This is a genomic window from Streptomyces sp. NPDC058279, from assembly GCF_042881255.1.
In the GTDB taxonomy this organism is placed as follows: Bacteria; Actinomycetota; Actinomycetes; order Streptomycetales; family Streptomycetaceae; genus Streptomyces.
Genome location: NZ_JBHVYA010000003.1, coordinates 266,949 through 284,064, shown reverse-complemented (window position 1 = coordinate 284,064; position 17,116 = coordinate 266,949). Strand labels below are relative to the sequence as shown.

Here is a 17,116-nt window from a genome sequence, read left to right as displayed (position 1 = left end):
GGGGTCGTACCATCCCCCCTGACCGGACCCGGGCGCGTCCCGCCGAGGAAGCGGGGAAGAGCCCGGGTGATTGCCTGCCGTTAACCCCCGGGGGTTACGATCCATGCAGGAGCGGTGACGGGATCTTCGGCCCGCACCGCCCGCCACCCCAACCAGCCGTTTCGGTGAGAAGGAAGTCAGCCCATGATCGGCAACCTGAAGCCTCTTGAACTCCTCCTGATCATCGCCGTGGTCTTCCTGCTGTTCGGTGCCAAGAAGCTCCCCGACATGGCGCGCGCGCTCGGCAAGTCCGCCCGCATCCTCAAGAGCGAGGCCAAGGCGATGAAGCAGGACGGGCAGGCCGAGGACGTCGCCGCCCCCGTCGCCGACCAGGCCCCGCAGCAGCCGGTCGCCCCGCGCACGATCCAGGCGTCGCCCGGTGACGTGACCAGCGCCCGTCCGGTCGGCGAGCCGAACCGCACCACGCAGGGCTGATCGCCCGCGGCCTCACCGGTCACGCCAGTCATCTGCAACGAGACAAGGGACGTGGGTTGCTCAAGTCTGCCCGCAAGCAGGGTCAAGCGCACAAGGACGCCGAAGGGCGGATGCCCCTTGTCGAGCACCTGCGTGAGCTGAGAAACCGCTTGATGAAGTCGGTCCTGGCGATCCTCGTGATCACCGTGGTGGCGGCCTTCTTCTACAAGAACCTCATCGACTTCATGCTCAAGCCGATGTTGGACTCCGTCGGCTGCACCAACGGGGTGGTCTCGCAGCGCAACGGCCGTCCCTGCGCCGACATGACCGTGAACGGCCTCATCGCGCCGTTCTCGATCGCCCTGAAGGTCTCGCTCACCGCCGGCGTGGTGCTCTCCGCTCCGGTGTGGCTCTACCAGCTGTGGGCCTTCGTCGCCCCCGGTCTGCACAGCCACGAGAAGAAGTACGCCATCGGCTTCGTCGGGGCCGGAGCGCCGCTGTTCGCCGCCGGCGCCATCCTCGCGTACAAGATCCTCCCGCAGACCGCGATGATCCTGCTGGAGTTCACGCCGGAGAACGCGCGCAACCTGCTGCCGGTCGACGACTACCTCGACCTGGTCACGCGCATGGTCGTCGTGTTCGGTCTCGCCTTCGAGCTGCCGTTGCTGCTGATCCTGTTGAACTTCACCGGTGTGCTCACCGCGAAGCGGCTGGCGAGCTGGTGGCGGATCATGGTGCTCGGCATCACGATCTTCGCGGCGTTCGCGACGCCCACGGGTGACCCGCTCACGATGATGTCGCTGGCGGCCCCGATCATCGCCCTGTACTTCCTCGCACTCGGCCTGTGCCTGATCAACGACCGCAGGCGCAAGCGCCGCAACCCCGACGCCGACCTCGACGACGACGAGGCGTCCGCCCTGGACCTGACGCCCGTGCCGATCGGTGCGGTGGAGTCGGCCCCGGCACCCTCGGCCCTGCCGGCCCAGGACGACGGCGGGCGGGAACGGATCAACGGCTACGACGACGTGACCTGAGGGTCCCGGCCCGGCGGTCCCGGCCGCCGGTCCGGTCCGTCGCGCCGGTCCTCGCGCAGGTCATCAGGCTCCCGGTAAAGATCCGACTGTTGTCACAGGCGGCGGGTAGGCTCGAAGACAAGATGACCGAAGAACTCTCACCCGCGCAGCGGTACGCCGCTGCCCGGATCCGCGCCGCCGAAGAGGCCACCGCCCTGGCTCCCTTCCGCGAGATGTACGAATTCGGCCTGGATCCGTACCAGGTCGAGGCATGCCGGGCCCTGGAGGCGGGCAAGGGCGTCCTCGTCGCCGCCCCCACCGGCTCCGGCAAGACGATCGTCGGCGAGTTCGCCGTGCACCTCGCGCTGCGGCAGGGCCGCAAGTGCTTCTACACCACGCCGATCAAGGCGCTGTCGAACCAGAAGTACGCCGACCTCGTCAAGCGCTACGGCGCCGCGAAGGTCGGCCTGCTGACCGGCGACAACAGCGTCAACTCCGAGGCGCCGGTGGTCGTTATGACCACCGAGGTGCTCCGCAACATGCTCTACGCGGGCTCCCAGTCCCTCCTCGGCCTCGGCTACGTGGTCATGGACGAGGTGCACTACCTCTCCGACCGGTTCCGCGGCGCCGTCTGGGAAGAGGTGATCATCCACCTCCCGGAGTCCGTGACGCTGGTCTCGCTCTCCGCCACCGTCTCCAACGCCGAGGAGTTCGGCGACTGGCTCGACACCGTGCGCGGGGACACCCAGGTGATCGTCTCCGAGGAGCGGCCCGTACCGCTGTGGCAGCACGTCATGGCCGGCCGCAAGGTCTACGACCTCTTCGAGGAGGAGTCCGACCACGGCGGCCGCGGCTCCGCCCGCCGCGAGGTCAACCCCGACCTGCTGCGCATGGCGCGGGAGGAGAACAGCCGCACCTACAACCCGAAGGAGCGGCGGCGCGGCAAGATGGTCCGCGAGGCCGACCGCGAGCGCGAGCGGCGCTCCCGCGGCCGGATCTGGACCCCCAGCCGGCCCGAGGTCATCGCCCGCCTCGACAACGAGGACCTCCTCCCCGCCATCAACTTCATCTTCAGCCGCGCCGGCTGCGAGGCCGCCGTCCAGCAGTGCCTGTACGCCGGGCTGCGGCTCAACGACGACAGCGCCCGACTGCGGGTCCGGGAGATCGTCGAGGAACGGACCGCGTCCATCCCCACCGAGGACCTCCATGTCCTCGGGTACTACGAATGGCTCGAAGGGCTGGAGCGGGGCATCGCCGCGCACCACGCCGGGATGCTGCCGACGTTCAAGGAGGTCGTGGAGGAGCTGTTCGTCCGCGGCCTGGTCAAGGCCGTCTTCGCCACCGAGACCCTCGCGCTCGGCATCAACATGCCCGCGCGCACGGTGATCCTGGAGAAGCTCGTCAAGTGGAACGGCGAGCAGCACGCCGACATCACCCCCGGCGAGTACACGCAGCTCACCGGCCGGGCCGGGCGGCGCGGCATCGATGTCGAGGGCCACGCGGTGGTGCTGTGGCAGCGCGGCATGGACCCGGTGGCGCTCGCCGGGCTCGCGGGCACCCGGACGTATCCGCTGCGCTCCAGCTTCAAACCCTCCTACAACATGGCCGTGAACCTGGTGCAGCAGTTCGGGCGCCACCGTTCGCGCGAGTTGCTGGAGACCTCGTTCGCGCAGTTCCAGGCCGACCGCTCGGTCGTCGGGATCTCCCGGCAGGTGCAGCGCAACGAGGAGGGCCTGGACGGCTACCGGGAGGGCATGACCTGCCACCTCGGCGACTTCGAGGAGTACGCGCGGCTGCGCCGCGACCTCAAGGACCGCGAGACGGAGCTGGCCAAGCAGGGCGCGGCGCAGCGCCGCGTGCAGGCGGCCGACTCGCTGGAGAAGCTCAAGCCGGGCGATGTCATCCACGTGCCGACCGGCAAGTTCGCCGGGCTCGCACTCGTCCTGGACCCGGGCATGCCGGCCGGGCGCTCCAACGGGCACCGCGGATACGAGTACACCGAGGGGCCGCGCCCGCTGGTGCTCACCGTGGAACGGCAGGTCAAGCGGCTCGCGGCGATCGATTTCCCGGTCCCGGTGGAGGCGATCGACCGGATGCGGATCCCGAAGACCTTCAACCCGCGCTCCCCGCAGTCCCGTCGGGACCTGGCGTCGGCGCTGCGGGCCAAGGCCGGGCACATAGTCCCCGAACGGCGTGGGCGCGGCCGGGCCGCCGCGGCCGACGACCGCGAGATCGCCCGGCTGCGCGCCGAGCTGCGGGCGCACCCCTGCCACGGCTGTGACGAGCGCGAGGACCACGCCCGTTGGGCGGAGCGCTACCACCGGCTCAAGCGGGACACCGTGCAACTGGAGCGGCGCATCGAGGGGCGGACGAACACCATCGCCCGCACCTTCGACCGGATCCACGCCCTGCTGACCGAACTGGACTACCTGCGCGAGGACGAGGTCACCGTGCACGGCAAGCGGCTCGCCCGGCTGTACGGGGAGCTGGACCTGCTGGCGTCCGAGTGCCTGCGCGAGGGCGTCTGGGAGGGCCTGAGTCCGGCCGAACTGGCCGCCTGCGTCTCGGCTTTGGTGTTCGAGGCGCGCCAGTCCGACGACGCGGTGGCGCCCAAGGTGCCGGGCGGCGCGGCGAAGGCGGCGCTGGGCGAGATGGTCCGGATCTGGGGTCGGCTCGACGCGCTGGAGGAGGAGCACCGGATCAACCAGGCGGAGGGCGTGGGCCAGCGCGAGCCGGACCTCGGCTTCGCGTGGGCCGCCTACCAGTGGGCGTCCGACAAGAGCCTCGACGAGGTGCTGCGCGAAGCGGAGATGCCCGCGGGTGACTTCGTACGCTGGTGCAAGCAGGTCATCGACGTGCTCGGGCAGATCGCGGCGGCGGCGCCGTCGTCGTCCGCGCCGCCGTCGTCCCAGGGCGGCAGCACGGTGGCGCGAAATGCCCGGAAGGCCGTGGACGCCCTGTTGCGTGGTGTGGTGGCCTACAGCTCCGTCGGCTAAGTGGATTTGGGTCTTCCTCCGAGAGGCGGGGAGGCCGGATCTCATCTCTTGCCATGATCGATCCGACGTGTCCTGTGCGACGATCGGGCACATGAGTGGGGCAACGGACGAAGGGTCGAGACGGGTCGGTCGGCCACGCGCCGACCAGGCGAGACGGCATGACGACCGGCCGCCGCGCGAGGAACTCCTCTGCGCGGCGGCCGAGTTGTTCACGGTGCACGGGTACGCGGCGACCACCACGCGCAATGTCGCCGAACGGGCGGGAATGCGCCAGGCGACGATGTACCACTACTTCCGCGGCAAGGAGGAACTCCTCGCCGAACTGCTGGAGTCCACGGTCGCGCCCTCGCTGGCGCTGGCCCGCCGACTGGTGGCCGATACCGTACGGCCCGCCGCGCGGCGGCTGTGGGAGCTGTGCCGCTCCGATGTGCTGCTGTTGTGCGGCGGCCCGTACAACCTGGGCGCGCTCTACCTGTTGCCCGAAGTGGGCGGGGCCCGGTTCGCCCAGTTCCACCGGATGCGCCGGGAACTGCGCGACTCCTACCGGCAGTTGCTGTGCGCCACCTCGGTCGGGGAGGAACTGGCCGGTGACGAGGCCGGGTTGGCCCTGCGCAACGACCTCGTCTTCGGCCTCGTCGAGGGGGTCATGCTCATCCACCGTTCCGACCCGGCGCGACCGGTCGCGGCCTTCGCGGAGGCCGCCGCGGACGCGGCGTTGCGGGTCGCCGGGGTCACGGAGATGGCGTGAGCCCGGCGGGGCCCGTGGCGCCCGCGGGGCTCAGGGGCCGGCCTCCCAGCCGGGCAGGTCGTCCCAGGCCCGCAACGTCAGACCGCTCTCCAGGTGGTGGGCGATCCCGGTCACCGGATCGGTGAACGCGAGCGTGCGGGCCAGGAGTTGGAGCGGGCGCCGGTAGTCGGCCGGGTCCGCGGCGGCGGCGACCACGGGGTAGACGGGGTCGCCCAGGATCGGCAGGCCCAAACCGTTCATGTGCACCCGCAGCTGATGGGTGCGCCCCGTGCGCGGGGTCAGCCGGTAGCGGCCCAGCCCGCCGCTCGCGGCGATGAGCTCCACGACGCTCTCGGCGTTGGGCGCGGCGCCCGCCACCTCCACCGCGGCCATCTCGCCGCGGACCTTCACGATGTGGCTGCGCACCGTGCGCGGAAGGCGGACCCGCGGATCGTGCCGCGCGACGGCCTCGTACTCCTTGAACACCTTCCGCTGCTCGAACAGCGACTGGTAGGCGCCGCGGTCCTCGGGGCGGACGCTGAACATCACCAGTCCGGCGGTCATCCGGTCGAGGCGGTGCGCCGGGCTGAGGGCGGGCAGGTCCAGCTCGACGCGCAGCCGCGCCAGGGCGGTCTGGAAGACGTGGGTGCCGCGCGGGGTGGTGGCCAGGAAGTGCGGCTTGTCCACCACCAGGAGGTGCGCGTCGCGGTGGACGACCCGGATCGGGAACGGCACGACCGGCTCGGCGGGCATGTCCCGGTGGAACCACAGGAACGCGCCCGGTTCGTACGGGTCCCGCGGGCGCAGGACGCGCCCGCCGGGGCCGAGGACCCGGCCCGACTCCAGCAGCCGCGCCATCGACTCGGCGCCGCGGGTGCCGGCGTAGCGGGCGGTGAGGTAGGCGCCGAGGTCGGGCCACAGCCCGTCCGGGTCGGGGGGCAGCCGCAGGCGGACCGGGTCGATGCCGGCCCGCTGGGGCAGGGGTGCGGGCGGGATGGTGGATCTGCGTCTCATCGGGGTCCAGCGTAGGCCCTGCGGGCGCGGCTACTGTCGGGTGAAGGTGCCCAGGTGGGTGGCGTCCAGGTACTCGATGCGCAGCGTCCCGTCGGCGAAGAAGGCGCCCGTGCGGCCGACGGCGTTCTCGCCCCGGGTCTCGAAGCTGAACGTGTCGCCGTCGTAGTGGGCGAGCGGGTAGCGCTGGGGCTTCGGGCCGAGGGCGAGGGTGAGGCCGCTGCCGTCGGGGTTCGCGGTGACGGTGGCCTTGCCGTAGTAGGGGTTGTCGTACGTGCCGGTGTACGCGGAGGCCGCCTTGGCGGGTTTCGCGGTGGCGGGCGGGTGGGCGTAGTCGGTGGGGGACCGGGCCTCGTCCGCCTGCTTGGCGTAGACGGACGCGAGCAGAGGCAGCCAGTCGGTCGTGGCCTTGCCGTGCTGGGCGACGTCGAAGAAATCGAGGGCGACGGCGTCGGCCAGGCCGACGGGGGCGCCGTTGGTGAGGACGACGATGCCGAGCTTCTCCAGGGGGAGCATCGTGACGTTTGCGTTGGCACCGAGTTCGAAGGCGCCGGAGTGGCTCAGGCGCAGCCGGCCGGAGTCGTCGTAGGACACGTTCCAGCCGAGGCCGTAGAAGCCGGCGCGGCCGGTGGGGGAGGTGGGCGGCTGCGAGACGATCTCGGGAACGTGCGTGCGGGCGAGCGTGGCGGCGGGGATGATCCGCTTGCCGTCGAGGGTGCCGCCGGAGAGCTGGAGGCGCATCCAGCGGGCCAGGTCGCGGGTGGTGGAGCTGACGCCGCCGGCGGGGGCTTGGGCGTCGGCATCGCGGACGAAGCGCGGGCTCCAGGTGCCGTCGGCGTTCTTGACGTGGGTGGCGGCGCGGTCGGGGGCGTGCGCGTAGGCGGCGAACTCGGTGCTGGTGTGGGTCATCCCGGCGGGCTTGAAGAGGGTGTCGTCGGAGAGCTTCTGCCAGCTGACGCCGTGGGCCTCGGCGACGGCCTCGGCGGCGGCGGTGAGGCCGAAGTTGGTGTACGCGTAGCTCGCGCGGAAGGGGGTGAGGGGCTCCAGGCGCAGGTGGTCGAGGATGTACGTCCGGTCGTAGCCGAGGTCTTCGAGGAGGTCTCCGGCGTGGTCGGGGAGGCCGCTGCGGTGGGAGAAGAGGTCGGCCGTCGTGACGTGGTCGGTGACCCAGGGGTCGCGCAGCGCGAAGTCGGGGAGGGCGACGTGGTCGTCCCACTCGGCGGGGTCCTTGAGGACGCCGGCGACGACGGTGGACGAGACGGGTTTGGAGAGGGAGGCGATCTGGAAGACGGTGTCGGGGTCGACGGTCGCGCGCTCGCCGGTCTTGCGGACGCCGAAGCCCTTGACGTGGACGACCTTGTCGTTGTGGACGACGGCGACGGATACGCCGGGGACGCCGGTGCGGGACATCATGGCGGTGACGGTGGCGTCGAGGCGGGCGACGGCCTTGTCGACGGCGGCGTCGGTGAGGAGGGGGTGGGGGGCCGGGGGTGGCGTCGCCGCCGTCGTGGCGAGGAGGGCGGCCCCGGCGGTCGCGGCGGCGAGCGCGTGGAGGGTACGCATGGGGTCAGTGTCCCGCCGGACGGGTGACTCCGCCTGGGGGCTGCGCCGCGGGGTGGGTGGTTTGCGTGCGGCGCCGTTGCGCTTCGCGGCCCCGGCTGCGCCGGGTTTTCGGGGCCCCGCCCCGGACCCCGCGCCTCGATCGCCGGCGGGGCTGGATTGGGCCCGCGCCTCGATCGCCGGCGGGGCTGGATTGGGCCCGCGCCTCGATCGCCGGCGGGGCTGGATTGGGCCCGCGAGGCTGGGTCGGGCCCGCCTCAGTCGCCGGCGGGGTTGGGTTTGCCCGGCGGGGCCGGGTTGGGGCCGGTCAGGCCGCGGCGGGTTCTTGTTCGGCTTCGACCTTGGCGTTCCAGTCGCGCTTGATCGCGCGCCAGGCTTCGTCCGTCTGGCCCAGGCGCCAGTAGCCCGAGATGGAGAGGCGCTCGCGGGGGATGCCGCGGGTGACGCGGAGGTGGTGGCGGAGGTCCTTGACGAAGCCCGCCTCGCCGTGGACGAAGGCGTGGACGTCGCGGGAGGGGAACTCCAGCGCGGAGACCGCCTCCAGCAACGCCTCGCCGATCGGGCGGTCGCCGCGGTGGAGCCAGACCGGGACGACACCGTCGGGGGTGGCGATCTTCTGCTCGTCGGCGGGGCCGTCGATCTCCACGAAGGCGTGTACCACCGCACCCATCGGCATCCGCTCCATCGCCGCGCCGATCGCCGGCAGCGCGCTCTCGTCGCCCGCGAGCAGGTGCCAGCCCGCCGTCGGGGAGGGGGCGTAGGCACCGCCGGGGCCGAGGAAACGTACCTCCTCGCCCGGCTGGACGGCGGCGGCCCACGGCCCGGCCAGCCCCTCGTCGCCGTGTACCACGAAGTCGAGGGTCAGCTCCCGGTGCACCGGGTCCCAACCGCGCACGGTGTACGCCCGCTGGCGCGGCCACTCCTCGCGCGGGTGCTCGGCGCGGATCCGGTCCAGGTCCCAGGGCGAGGCGTAGCGGACACCCTCGGGGGCGAAGAGCAGCTTCACGTAGTGGTCGGTGAACCCGCCCGCGTCGAACCCGGCCAGGCCGGCACCGCCCAGCACCACGCGCACCATGTGCGGCGTCAGCCGCTCGGTGCGTACGACGACGGCGGTGCCGACTGTACGAGCGCGTCCCTCTGCCACGGCTTCTCCCCTGACTCCCCAGAAACTTAGGTTCCCCTAAGTTAGCACCTCAGTGGCGCAGCGCGCTGCTCAGCCGGGCCACGGCTCCGCCCAGACCCCACCGGCGCGCCAGCGCCTCGACCATTTCCGGGCTGGCCGGAGCCGCCGGAACAGCCGGGTCGAAGGGGGGCAGCGGGACGTCCGAGGCCACCTTGACCACCTTCGGCGCCACGGCCAGGTACGGCCGGGACTCGTCCAGCCGCTTGCGCTGGGTCGGCGTCAGCTTCGACCGGGGGTCGTCGATCGCCGCGATGATCCCGTCCAGGCCGCCGAAGGCGTCCAGCAGCTTCGCCGCCGTCTTCTCGCCGATCCCGGGGACCCCCGGCAGGCCGTCGCTCGGGTCCCCGCGCAGCAGCGCCAGGTCGGCGTAGCCGGGGCCGTCCACCCCGTACTTCTCCCGCAGCCAGGCCTCGTCCGTCACCTGGAGCGAGCCCACGCCCTTGAGCGGGTACAGGACCCGTCGTCGCCGTTCGTCGTCGATCAGCTGGTACAGGTCGCGGTCGCCGGTGACGATGTCCACCGGGCCCGTGGCCCGGGCGGTCAGGGTCCCGATGACGTCGTCGGCCTCGTACCCGGCGACGCCCACCCGGGCGATGCCGAACGCGTCCAGCGCCGCCTCGATGATCGGCACCTGCGGGGTCAGGGTGTCCGGCGTCTCCTCGACGTCGGGGCCGTTCTCCGTCTCCGCGGCCACCCGGTGCGCCTTGTAGGACGGGATGAGCTCCACTCGCCACCGGGGCCGCCAGTCGGCGTCCATGCAGGCCACGAGGTCGTCCGGGCGGTGGTCCTGGACCAGCCGCCCGATGAAGTCGAGCAGGCCGCGCACGGCGTTGACCGGCGTGCCGTCCGGGGCCTTCACGGAGTCCGGCACGCCGAAGTACGCGCGGAAGTAGAGGGAGGCGGTGTCCAGGAGCATCAGGCGTCGTGTCGTCACGCTGACGATGATGCCGCAGCCGCCCCGCCGGCCGTCGACGCCGGCCGCCGGCGGCGGCCGGTCCTGCCGTGAACGCGAATCCGGGGGCGGTTGCTGCGTAAGGTGCTTACAGCACACCGATGTGCGACGAGTGGATTAGGGGAGGGCAGCCCCGACATGAACGACAAGGACGGCAGGGACGGCAAGATCGGCACGGACGGCAGGGACGAGAAGGAGAAGGACGCCAAGGAGCAACCGCTTCGGGTGGGCGTGGCCGTGCGCAAGCGGCGCCGCGCGCTCCACCTCACCCTCGCCGTCGTCTCGGCGCGCAGCGGACTGTCCGTCCCCTTCCTGAGCCAGATAGAGAACGAGCGGGCCCGGCCCAGCATGCGGTCCCTGGAACGGGTCGCGGACGCGTTGGAGACCACGGCCGTCGAACTGCTGGCCGCCTCCGACACCGCGCGCACGGTGGACCTCGTGCGCGCCGGTGACGACTCCGGCCTGACGCCCGCCCCCGGCGTGCGCCCCCTCGTACGCGGACACCACCAACTGCACGCCTTGGAGTTCAGCGGCGACCAGGACGCCGGCCGCGAGTACCAGCACCGCAACGACGAGCTGATGTACGTGGTCGCGGGCGCCTGCCAGGTGGAGGCCGAGGGGCGGGCGTACCGGCTGGAGAACGGCGACGCGCTGTTCCTGTCCGGTGGGGTACGGCACCGCTGGCGGGCCGTGAGCGAGGACACCCGCATCCTGGTGGTCGCGGTCGGTGAGCACATCCACGCGACGTCCGAGCCGCCCTCCCCGGAGCACTGAGCGGCGTGCGGCGGATCGTCTCGCTGGTGCCGTCGCTGACCGAGGCCGTGGCGGTGAGCGCTCCGGGCCGGCTCGTCGGGGTCACCGACTGGTGCACGCATCCGGCGGACCTCGGCGGAGCGGTGCGCGTCGGCGGGACGAAGAACCCCGACGTGCCGGCGATCATCGGGTTGCGCCCGGACCTGGTCGTCGCCAACGAGGAGGAGAACCGGGCCCCGGACCTGGCGGCCCTACGGGCGGCCGGGGTGTCGCTGCTGGTCACCGAGGTCCGCTCGCTGCCGCAGGCGTTCGGGGAACTGGAACGGCTGTTGGTCGGGGCGCTCGGGCTGGCGCGGCCGGGCTGGCTCACGGACGCCCGCAAGGCGTGGGCGGCGGTGGCGCCCCTGGGTCCGCTGCGTGCGGTGATACCGGTGTGGCGGCGGCCGTGGATGGTGTTGGGCCGGGACACCTTCGCCGGGGACGTACTGGCCCGGCTGGGGGTCCGCAACGTCCTCGCGGAGCATGCCGAGCGCTATCCGCGGGTGTCCCCGGCCGAGGCGCGGGCGGCCGGCTGCGAGCTGGTGGTCCTGCCGGACGAGCCGTACCGGTTCACCGCCGAGGACGGCCCCGAGGCGTTCCCGGGGCTGCTGGCCGCGCTCGTCGACGGCCGGCACCTGACCTGGTACGGGCCTTCGCTGCGGGAGGCTCCGGCGGTGCTGACGCGGGCCCTGCGGGCCGCCCGTTAGCGGGGCGGCGTCAGCGGGGCGGCAGCCGACCGGCGAACAGGCCGCGCAGGGTGTGGCCGGCGGCCAGGAGCCAGGTGCCGAGCAGGATGAGGAACAGGGCGCGGGCCAGCCAGGAGAAGGCGGCGAGGCCGGTGTGGTGGGCCAGGCCGGTGGCTCCGGTGACACAGGTGCCGACGGGGAAGGTCAGCGCCCACCAGGTCATCGCGAACCCCATGCCGCCCCGGGCGGCCCGGACCAGCATCGCGGCGGCGAGGGCCAGCCACAGCAGGGCGAATCCCATCACGGGCACCCCGTACACCACGGCGAAGGCGCCGAACGCGTCCGCGTAGGGGGCGCCGATCGACCGGGGTGCCATGTCGGCGAGCTGGTTCACGGCGGTGGTCGACTGGCCGAGGGGGCCGAGGACCAGGAACAGGGTGGGGGTCAGTGCCAGGGGCAGCGGCCCGCTCACGATCAGGCGGCCGAAGACCAGGGGCAGCATCAGCAGGGTGGCCAGGAGGCTGACGCCGAACAGGGCGTAGCAGGCCAGCAGCATCGCCTCGCGGGCCTGGCCGGCGGGCAGGTGGGGGATGAGCAGGGGGCCGAGGGCGGCGGAGACCATGGGGGAGACCAGGGGCAGCAGCCATACGGGGGTGGCCTGCGCGGGTTCGATCTGGTGCCGCACCACCATCAGGTAGGGGATCAGTACGGCCATCAGCAGGCCGATCGCGGTCCCGGCGGTGTAGAGCGCGGCGTCGGCGGCGACGGCCGCGGGGGTGCCGATGACGTCCTTGCCGACGATCAGGGTGCCCCCGCCGACGGCGAGCAGGGCCATGGCCAGACAGCCGTAGAAGGGGGCGACGGCGGGGTCGAGGAGATGGGCGCGCGCCTGGTCGCGGTGGTGCAGCCAGTGCCCGGCGCGGGCGGTCAGCAGGACGGCGAGGGCCGCGGCGGACAGCGCCCAGACCAGCCGGCAGGCCACGAGCCGGCCGGGGAGCTGGAGGGGGAGGGTGGCGCCCGCGTTGGCGACGATCGCGGTGCCCATCACGCAGGCGTACCAGTTGGGGCCGAGGTTGCGGAGCGCGGGTGCCTTGTGGGCCCGGGGCGCGGGTGCGGTGGTGGTGCGGGGTCGCACGAGGGTGGTGGCCATGGACCCAGCCTCGCGTCCGGGCGCGACCGGCGGCAGAGGGAGGTTCCGTATGAGGGCATAAACTGGATTTATGGGTAACGAGGAGTGGGTGCCGCTGGCGCACCGCGTGCCGGACCTGGGCGCGCTGGAGCTGCTGCTCGCGGTCGCGCGGGTCGGCAGTCTGAGCGGAGCGGCCCGCCGGCTGGGCATCACCCAGCCGGCGGCGAGCAGCCGGATCCGGGCGATGGAGACCCGGCTGGGGGTGGCGCTGGTGGACCGTTCGCCCCGCGGGTCGACGCTGACGGCGGAGGGCGCCCTGGTGACGGACTGGGCCCGGCGGGTGGTGGAGGCGGCCGAGGCGTTCGACGTGGGCGCGCAGGCGCTGCGGGGGCGGCGGGACTCACGGCTGCGGGTCGCGGCCAGCATGACCATCGCGGAGTACCTGCTGCCGGGATGGCTGATCGCGCTGCGGGGGCAGCGGCCGGACACGGCGGTGTCCCTGCACGCGGGGAACTCGGCGCTGGTCGCCGAGCTGGTCCTCGCGCACGAGGCGGACCTGGGCTTCGTGGAGGGGCTCTCCGTACCGGACGGACTGGACTCGGTGGTGATCGCGCAGGACCGGCTCGTGGTGACGGTGGCGCCGGGACACCCGTGGGCGCGGCGCTCGCGCGGGGTGGCGGCCGCGGAGCTGGCGGCGACCCCGCTGATCCTGCGCGAGCGGGGGTCGGGGACCCGGCAGGTGCTGGACGCGGCGCTGGCCGCGTCCGGGGGGCTGGCGCAGCCGCTGCTGGAGCTGGCGTCCACCACCGCGGTGAAGTCGGCGGCGCTCAGCGGGGCCGGGCCGTGCGTGCTGTCGGAGCTGGCGGTGGGGGACGAGCTGGGGTCCCGGCGGCTGGTGGAGGTACCCGTCGTCGGGGCCGGGCTGGCGCGGGCGCTGCGGGCCGTCTGGCCGACGGGCGCCCGCCCGGCCGGTCCGGCCCGCGACCTGCTCTCCTTGACCCGCCGCCCGGCGTGACCGGGCCGGACACCCCCTCGTGCTCGCCACCGTGACGATACGGGCGGACAATGGAGGCAGTCGGATCCGAGGAGGCGCGTGATGCGCAAGATGATCGACTGCCGCGAATTCCCGAGTGAATCGAACTGCAGCCTCTTCATGTCGGGTGAGGAGGCGGAACTCGTCCGCGCCGCGGAGGAGCACGCCGTGTCCGTGCACGGGCACACGGCGAGCGCGGAGCTGCGCGAGCAGCTCAAGGCGGCCATGAAGGACGAGGTCCCGCAGCACGCCTGAGCCGTCGGCCAACGAGGGCCGGACGACGAGGGCCGGACGACGAGGGCCGGACGACGAGGGCCGGACGGCGGGCCCGGGTGGCAGCCCGGGTCGCCGCCCGGCCCCGCGCTACAGGGCGGCGGGGGCCAACGTCGCGCCGGGCGTCGTGAGGTTGAACTCCGCCGCCGCGTCCACCAGTGCCGCCATCACCCGGGTGTCCTTGTCTCGCTCCGGGTGCCACTGGACGCCCACCACCCAACGGTCCGGGTCGGTGAGTTCGACGGCCTCGATCGTGCCGTCCAGCGCGTGCGCCGAGACGACGAGCCCCTCGCCCAGCCGGTCCACCGCCTGGTGGTGGTAGGTCGGGACGTCCGCCTCCTCCGGGACCAGCGCCGCGTAGCGGGTGCCGTCGACCGGGCGGACCGGGTGCCAGGACGTGACGCCGGGGGTGTGCGCATGGCCGTCGATGTGCTGGATCAGCGTGCCGCCCAGGGCCACGTTCAGGGCCTGCATGCCCCGACAGATGCCGAGCAGTGGGGCGCCGGACTCCAGGGCGGCCCTGATCAGCGCGAGCTCCCAGATGTCGCGGACCGTCGCGGGTGCGCCCGTACGGGGGTCGCGCGCGGCGCCGTAGTGCACCGGGTCCACGTCGGGGCCGCCGGCGATGACCAGCCCGTCCACCCGGCTCAGTACCTCGCCCGCCCGGGACGGGTCGTCCGGGGGCAGCAGGACGGCCGCGCCGCCCGCCGCCCGGACGAGTTCGTGGTACCCGGAGGGGACGAGGGACGTGGCGAGGTCCCACACGCCGTAGCGGGTGGACTCCTCCACATAGGTGGTGATGCCGATGAGCGGCCTGGGCACGGTTCTACCTCCGGGTGGACGGGATCCGGGTCAGCGTCAGGATTTCAGTCGCGGGTCAATTCCGCCTCGGCTTCGGCCAGCGCCGCGAACTCCTCCTCGGGCGCGGAGGCGACCAGGCGGTGCCGGCTGTAGAAGGCGAAGTAGGCGAGGGCGACGGCGTAGACGGCCAGCGCGATGAACGCCGCGTCCTGGTCCACCAGGAAGGTGGCGACCAGCGCGGAGAGGGCCAGGACGAAGGCCACCGAGGAGGTGACGGCGCCGCCCGGCGTGCGGTACGGGCGCTCCAGGCCCGGCTCGCGGCGCCGCAGCACGATGTGGGACAGCGCCATCAGGGCGTACGAGATGGTCGCGCCGAACACCGCGATGTTCAGCATGCGCGGGCCGTTCCCGGTGGCGGCGGCCAGCGCGAAACCGATCGCGCCGGGTATCAGCAGGCCCAGGTACGGGGCCTTGCGCCGGGAGGTGAGGGACAGGAAGCGCGGCAGGTAGCCGGCCCGGGAGAGGGCGAAGAGTTGGCGGGAGCCCGCGTAGATGAGCGAGAAGAAGGAGGCCACGAGCCCGGCGAGACCGGCGTAGTTGACGAATGTCTTCAGCCAGGACAGCCCCGCGTCGCCCTCCAGGGCCACGACCAGCGGGTTGCCCGCGTCCTTCAGGGCGTCCGCGCCGCGGGCGCCGGTGGAGGCCAGGAACGTCATGAGGGCCAGCAGGACGAGGACGCCCATGGAGATCGACAGGGCGCGGGGCATCGAGCGCACCGGGTCCTTGGCCTCCTCGGCCGCCAGCGGTACGCCCTCCACCCCCAGGAAGAACCACATGCCGAAGGGGAACGCGGCCCAGATGCCGAGGAAACCGAGCGGCAGCCACGAACTCGCGCCGGCGGCCGTGGTGTCGACGGCGATGTCGTCGAGGCGGGACGGGTCGAACTCGGTGAAGGCGCCCAGCGCGAAGACGAGGAGCGCGAGCACGGCGATGGCGGTGACGACGAGCGAGAAGCGCAGGGCCTCGCCCACGCCCCACAGGTGGATGCCGATGAACACCGCGAAGCAGGCGAGGTAGACGGGCCACCCGGAGGTGAGGCCGAAGAGGTGCAGCGACTCGACGTAGTCGCCGATGAAGATGGAGATCGCGGCGGGCGCCAGGATGTATTCGATGAGGATGGCCGTGCCGGTGAGGAAGCCGCCCCAGGTGCCGAGCGCCCGGCGGGCGAAGCCGTAACCGCCGCCGGCGGTCGGCAGGATGGCGGACAGCTCGGCGAGCGAGAACACCAGGCAGGCGTACATCGCGCCCATCAGGGCGGTCGCGATGGCGAGACCGCCGAACCCGCCCTGGGCGAGGCCGACGTTCCAGCCGGAGAAGTCGCCCGAGACGACGTAGGCGACCCCGAGGCCGGTGAGCAGCAGCCAGCCGGCGCTGCCGCGGCGCAGCGTACGGCGCTCCAGGTACGTGTCGGCGGCCTCCGGGGCCTTGGTGGGTCCGGGCGCGGCGGTCAGCCGGGCCTCGATGTCGTCGGCCATGTGCGCTCCTGCCTGGGGCAAGGTGGTGCAACGGATGGGGATGGGGGAGTGACGCGGTCAATGGTTGTGAGGCGTACCTTTGCGTCATGCGGGTGGAGCGCGCAAGACCCCCGCGTTAAACGGGGGTTACGAAACGCTCTCGCCCGGCGCCGCCCGGAGGCGGTTCAGGCCGGGAAACCGCGCCGTCCGGGGCGGTTCACGCCAGGAAGCCGCGCAGCAACGCGGCAGTGCCGCAGCAGTGCTCGCGCATCGTCTCCCGGGCCGATTCCGCGTCCCGCTCCAGCACCGCCTCGACCAGCGCGGTGTGCTGCTGCTGGGAGTGCTCCAGGTTGCGCACCAGCAGCGGGATGCAGTCCAGCAGGTCGTTGACGGTCGCCCGGACGGCCGCGTATTGGGCCGTCAGGGTGGGGGAGCCGGCCAGTTCGCACAGCGTGAGGTGGAACAGGGTGTCCTGGCGGCGGTAGTCCTGGAGCGGGGCGTCGTGGGTGGCGGCGAGGGCGCCCAGCAGCCGTTCCGTGCCCTCCTCGGTGAGTCCGTGCGAGGCGCACAGGCCCGCCGCGCCCACCTCCAGGACCTCGCGGAACCGCAGCGCGTCCTCGATGTCCACCCCCGCGACCCGGCGCCGCAACTCCCGCTCGGCGCCGTCGGCCGGCGTGTCGGGACGGGCCAGCACAAACGTTCCGCCGTACCGGCCGCGCCGGGCCTCCACCAGGCCCTGGTCCTGGAGTACCTTCAGCACCTCGCGCAGCGTGACCCGGCTGATGCCCATCCGCTCCGCCAACTCCCGCTCGGGCGGCAGCCGTTCACCGCCCGGTACCAGTCCCAGCCGGACCACCTGGAGGATCTGCTCCAGCGCCTCCTCGAAACCGTTGCCCGCCCGCACCTGTCGCAGCACGGGATTCAGCCGCGCGATCGCGTCGCCCTCACTCGCCATGTCGGTCATCTGGCCTCCACCCCTTCCCAAGCAATGGT

At 72.8% G+C, this 17,116-nt stretch carries 16 protein-coding genes; 8 read left to right on the top strand and 8 right to left on the bottom strand.

From position 1 onward, the window contains the following. Window positions 1-183: 183 nt before the first annotated feature. The 4 genes from tatA to ACFVXJ_RS08805 all read left to right on the top strand — a co-directional run bounded on the left by tatA (window position 184) and on the right by ACFVXJ_RS08805 (window position 5,210). Entirely contained in the window at window positions 184-474 is a 291-nt protein-coding gene (gene tatA, locus ACFVXJ_RS08820; RefSeq protein WP_389660683.1) for a Sec-independent protein translocase subunit TatA, read from the top strand. A 56-nt stretch (window positions 475-530) separates the two neighbouring features. Continuing rightward, window positions 531-1,487, top strand: coding sequence for a twin-arginine translocase subunit TatC (gene tatC, locus ACFVXJ_RS08815; protein ID WP_389660681.1), 957 nt, complete (start codon window positions 531-533; stop codon window positions 1,485-1,487). A 122-nt stretch (window positions 1,488-1,609) separates the two neighbouring features. Next, window positions 1,610-4,462, top strand: coding sequence for a DEAD/DEAH box helicase (locus ACFVXJ_RS08810; RefSeq protein ID WP_389660680.1), 2,853 nt, complete (start codon window positions 1,610-1,612; stop codon window positions 4,460-4,462). Between the two features lie 91 nt (window positions 4,463-4,553). Continuing rightward, window positions 4,554-5,210, top strand: coding sequence for a helix-turn-helix domain-containing protein (locus tag ACFVXJ_RS08805; protein WP_389660678.1), 657 nt, complete (start codon window positions 4,554-4,556; stop codon window positions 5,208-5,210). 30 nt (window positions 5,211-5,240) lie between these two features. On the opposite strand, the gene ACFVXJ_RS08800 is transcribed toward ACFVXJ_RS08805, so the two are convergent. The 4 genes from ACFVXJ_RS08800 to ACFVXJ_RS08785 form a co-directional block, all read right to left on the bottom strand. After that, window positions 5,241-6,203: a pseudouridine synthase gene (locus ACFVXJ_RS08800; RefSeq protein ID WP_389660676.1), complete on the bottom strand. Its 963-nt coding sequence runs from the start codon at window positions 6,201-6,203 to the stop codon at window positions 5,241-5,243. A gap of 30 nt (window positions 6,204-6,233) precedes the next feature. Next, window positions 6,234-7,763: a serine hydrolase gene (locus ACFVXJ_RS08795; RefSeq protein ID WP_389660675.1), complete on the bottom strand. Its 1,530-nt coding sequence runs from the start codon at window positions 7,761-7,763 to the stop codon at window positions 6,234-6,236. A 304-nt stretch (window positions 7,764-8,067) separates the two neighbouring features. Continuing rightward, a complete protein-coding gene (locus ACFVXJ_RS08790) occupies window positions 8,068-8,904 on the bottom strand; it encodes a siderophore-interacting protein (RefSeq protein ID WP_389660673.1) in 837 nt (278 codons plus the stop codon). A gap of 49 nt (window positions 8,905-8,953) precedes the next feature. Next, a complete protein-coding gene (locus tag ACFVXJ_RS08785) occupies window positions 8,954-9,859 on the bottom strand; it encodes a 5'-3' exonuclease H3TH domain-containing protein (RefSeq protein ID WP_389661004.1) in 906 nt (301 codons plus the stop codon). Between the two features lie 174 nt (window positions 9,860-10,033). Here ACFVXJ_RS08785 and ACFVXJ_RS08780 point away from each other — a divergent pair, with 174 nt between their 5' ends. Beyond that, on the top strand, window positions 10,034-10,669 hold the full coding sequence (locus ACFVXJ_RS08780) for a helix-turn-helix domain-containing protein (RefSeq protein WP_389660671.1): 636 nt from the start codon (window positions 10,034-10,036) through the stop codon (window positions 10,667-10,669). A gap of 5 nt (window positions 10,670-10,674) precedes the next feature. Beyond that, window positions 10,675-11,394: a helical backbone metal receptor gene (locus ACFVXJ_RS08775; RefSeq protein WP_389660669.1), complete on the top strand. Its 720-nt coding sequence runs from the start codon at window positions 10,675-10,677 to the stop codon at window positions 11,392-11,394. A gap of 10 nt (window positions 11,395-11,404) precedes the next feature. Here the strand turns inward: ACFVXJ_RS08775 and ACFVXJ_RS08770 are convergent, their stop codons facing one another. Beyond that, window positions 11,405-12,523 carry a TDT family transporter gene (locus tag ACFVXJ_RS08770; protein WP_389660667.1) on the bottom strand — a complete coding sequence of 373 codons (1,119 nt, stop codon included), beginning with the start codon at window positions 12,521-12,523 and terminating at the stop codon, window positions 11,405-11,407. A 70-nt stretch (window positions 12,524-12,593) separates the two neighbouring features. Between ACFVXJ_RS08770 and ACFVXJ_RS08765 the strand changes: the two genes are divergently transcribed. Together ACFVXJ_RS08765 and ACFVXJ_RS08760 are read left to right on the top strand one after the other, a co-directional pair. Then, the gene (locus ACFVXJ_RS08765) at window positions 12,594-13,517 is read left to right on the top strand and encodes a LysR family transcriptional regulator (RefSeq protein WP_389660665.1); all 924 of its coding nucleotides are present in this window, start codon (window positions 12,594-12,596) and stop codon (window positions 13,515-13,517) included. An 81-nt stretch (window positions 13,518-13,598) separates the two neighbouring features. Continuing rightward, complete coding sequence (locus tag ACFVXJ_RS08760) at window positions 13,599-13,790, top strand: DUF1059 domain-containing protein (RefSeq protein ID WP_361314254.1); 192 nt, start codon at window positions 13,599-13,601, stop codon at window positions 13,788-13,790. 108 nt (window positions 13,791-13,898) lie between these two features. Here ACFVXJ_RS08760 and ACFVXJ_RS08755 read toward each other — a convergent pair whose 3' ends face one another. The 3 genes from ACFVXJ_RS08755 to ACFVXJ_RS08745 form a co-directional block, all read right to left on the bottom strand. After that, complete coding sequence (locus ACFVXJ_RS08755) at window positions 13,899-14,630, bottom strand: gamma-glutamyl-gamma-aminobutyrate hydrolase family protein (protein WP_389660663.1); 732 nt, start codon at window positions 14,628-14,630, stop codon at window positions 13,899-13,901. A gap of 44 nt (window positions 14,631-14,674) precedes the next feature. Then, window positions 14,675-16,144 carry an ethanolamine permease gene (gene eat / locus ACFVXJ_RS08750; RefSeq protein ID WP_389660662.1) on the bottom strand — a complete coding sequence of 490 codons (1,470 nt, stop codon included), beginning with the start codon at window positions 16,142-16,144 and terminating at the stop codon, window positions 14,675-14,677. A 196-nt stretch (window positions 16,145-16,340) separates the two neighbouring features. Beyond that, on the bottom strand, window positions 16,341-17,087 hold the full coding sequence (locus ACFVXJ_RS08745) for a FadR/GntR family transcriptional regulator (protein ID WP_389660660.1): 747 nt from the start codon (window positions 17,085-17,087) through the stop codon (window positions 16,341-16,343). Window positions 17,088-17,116: the final 29 nt, after the last annotated feature.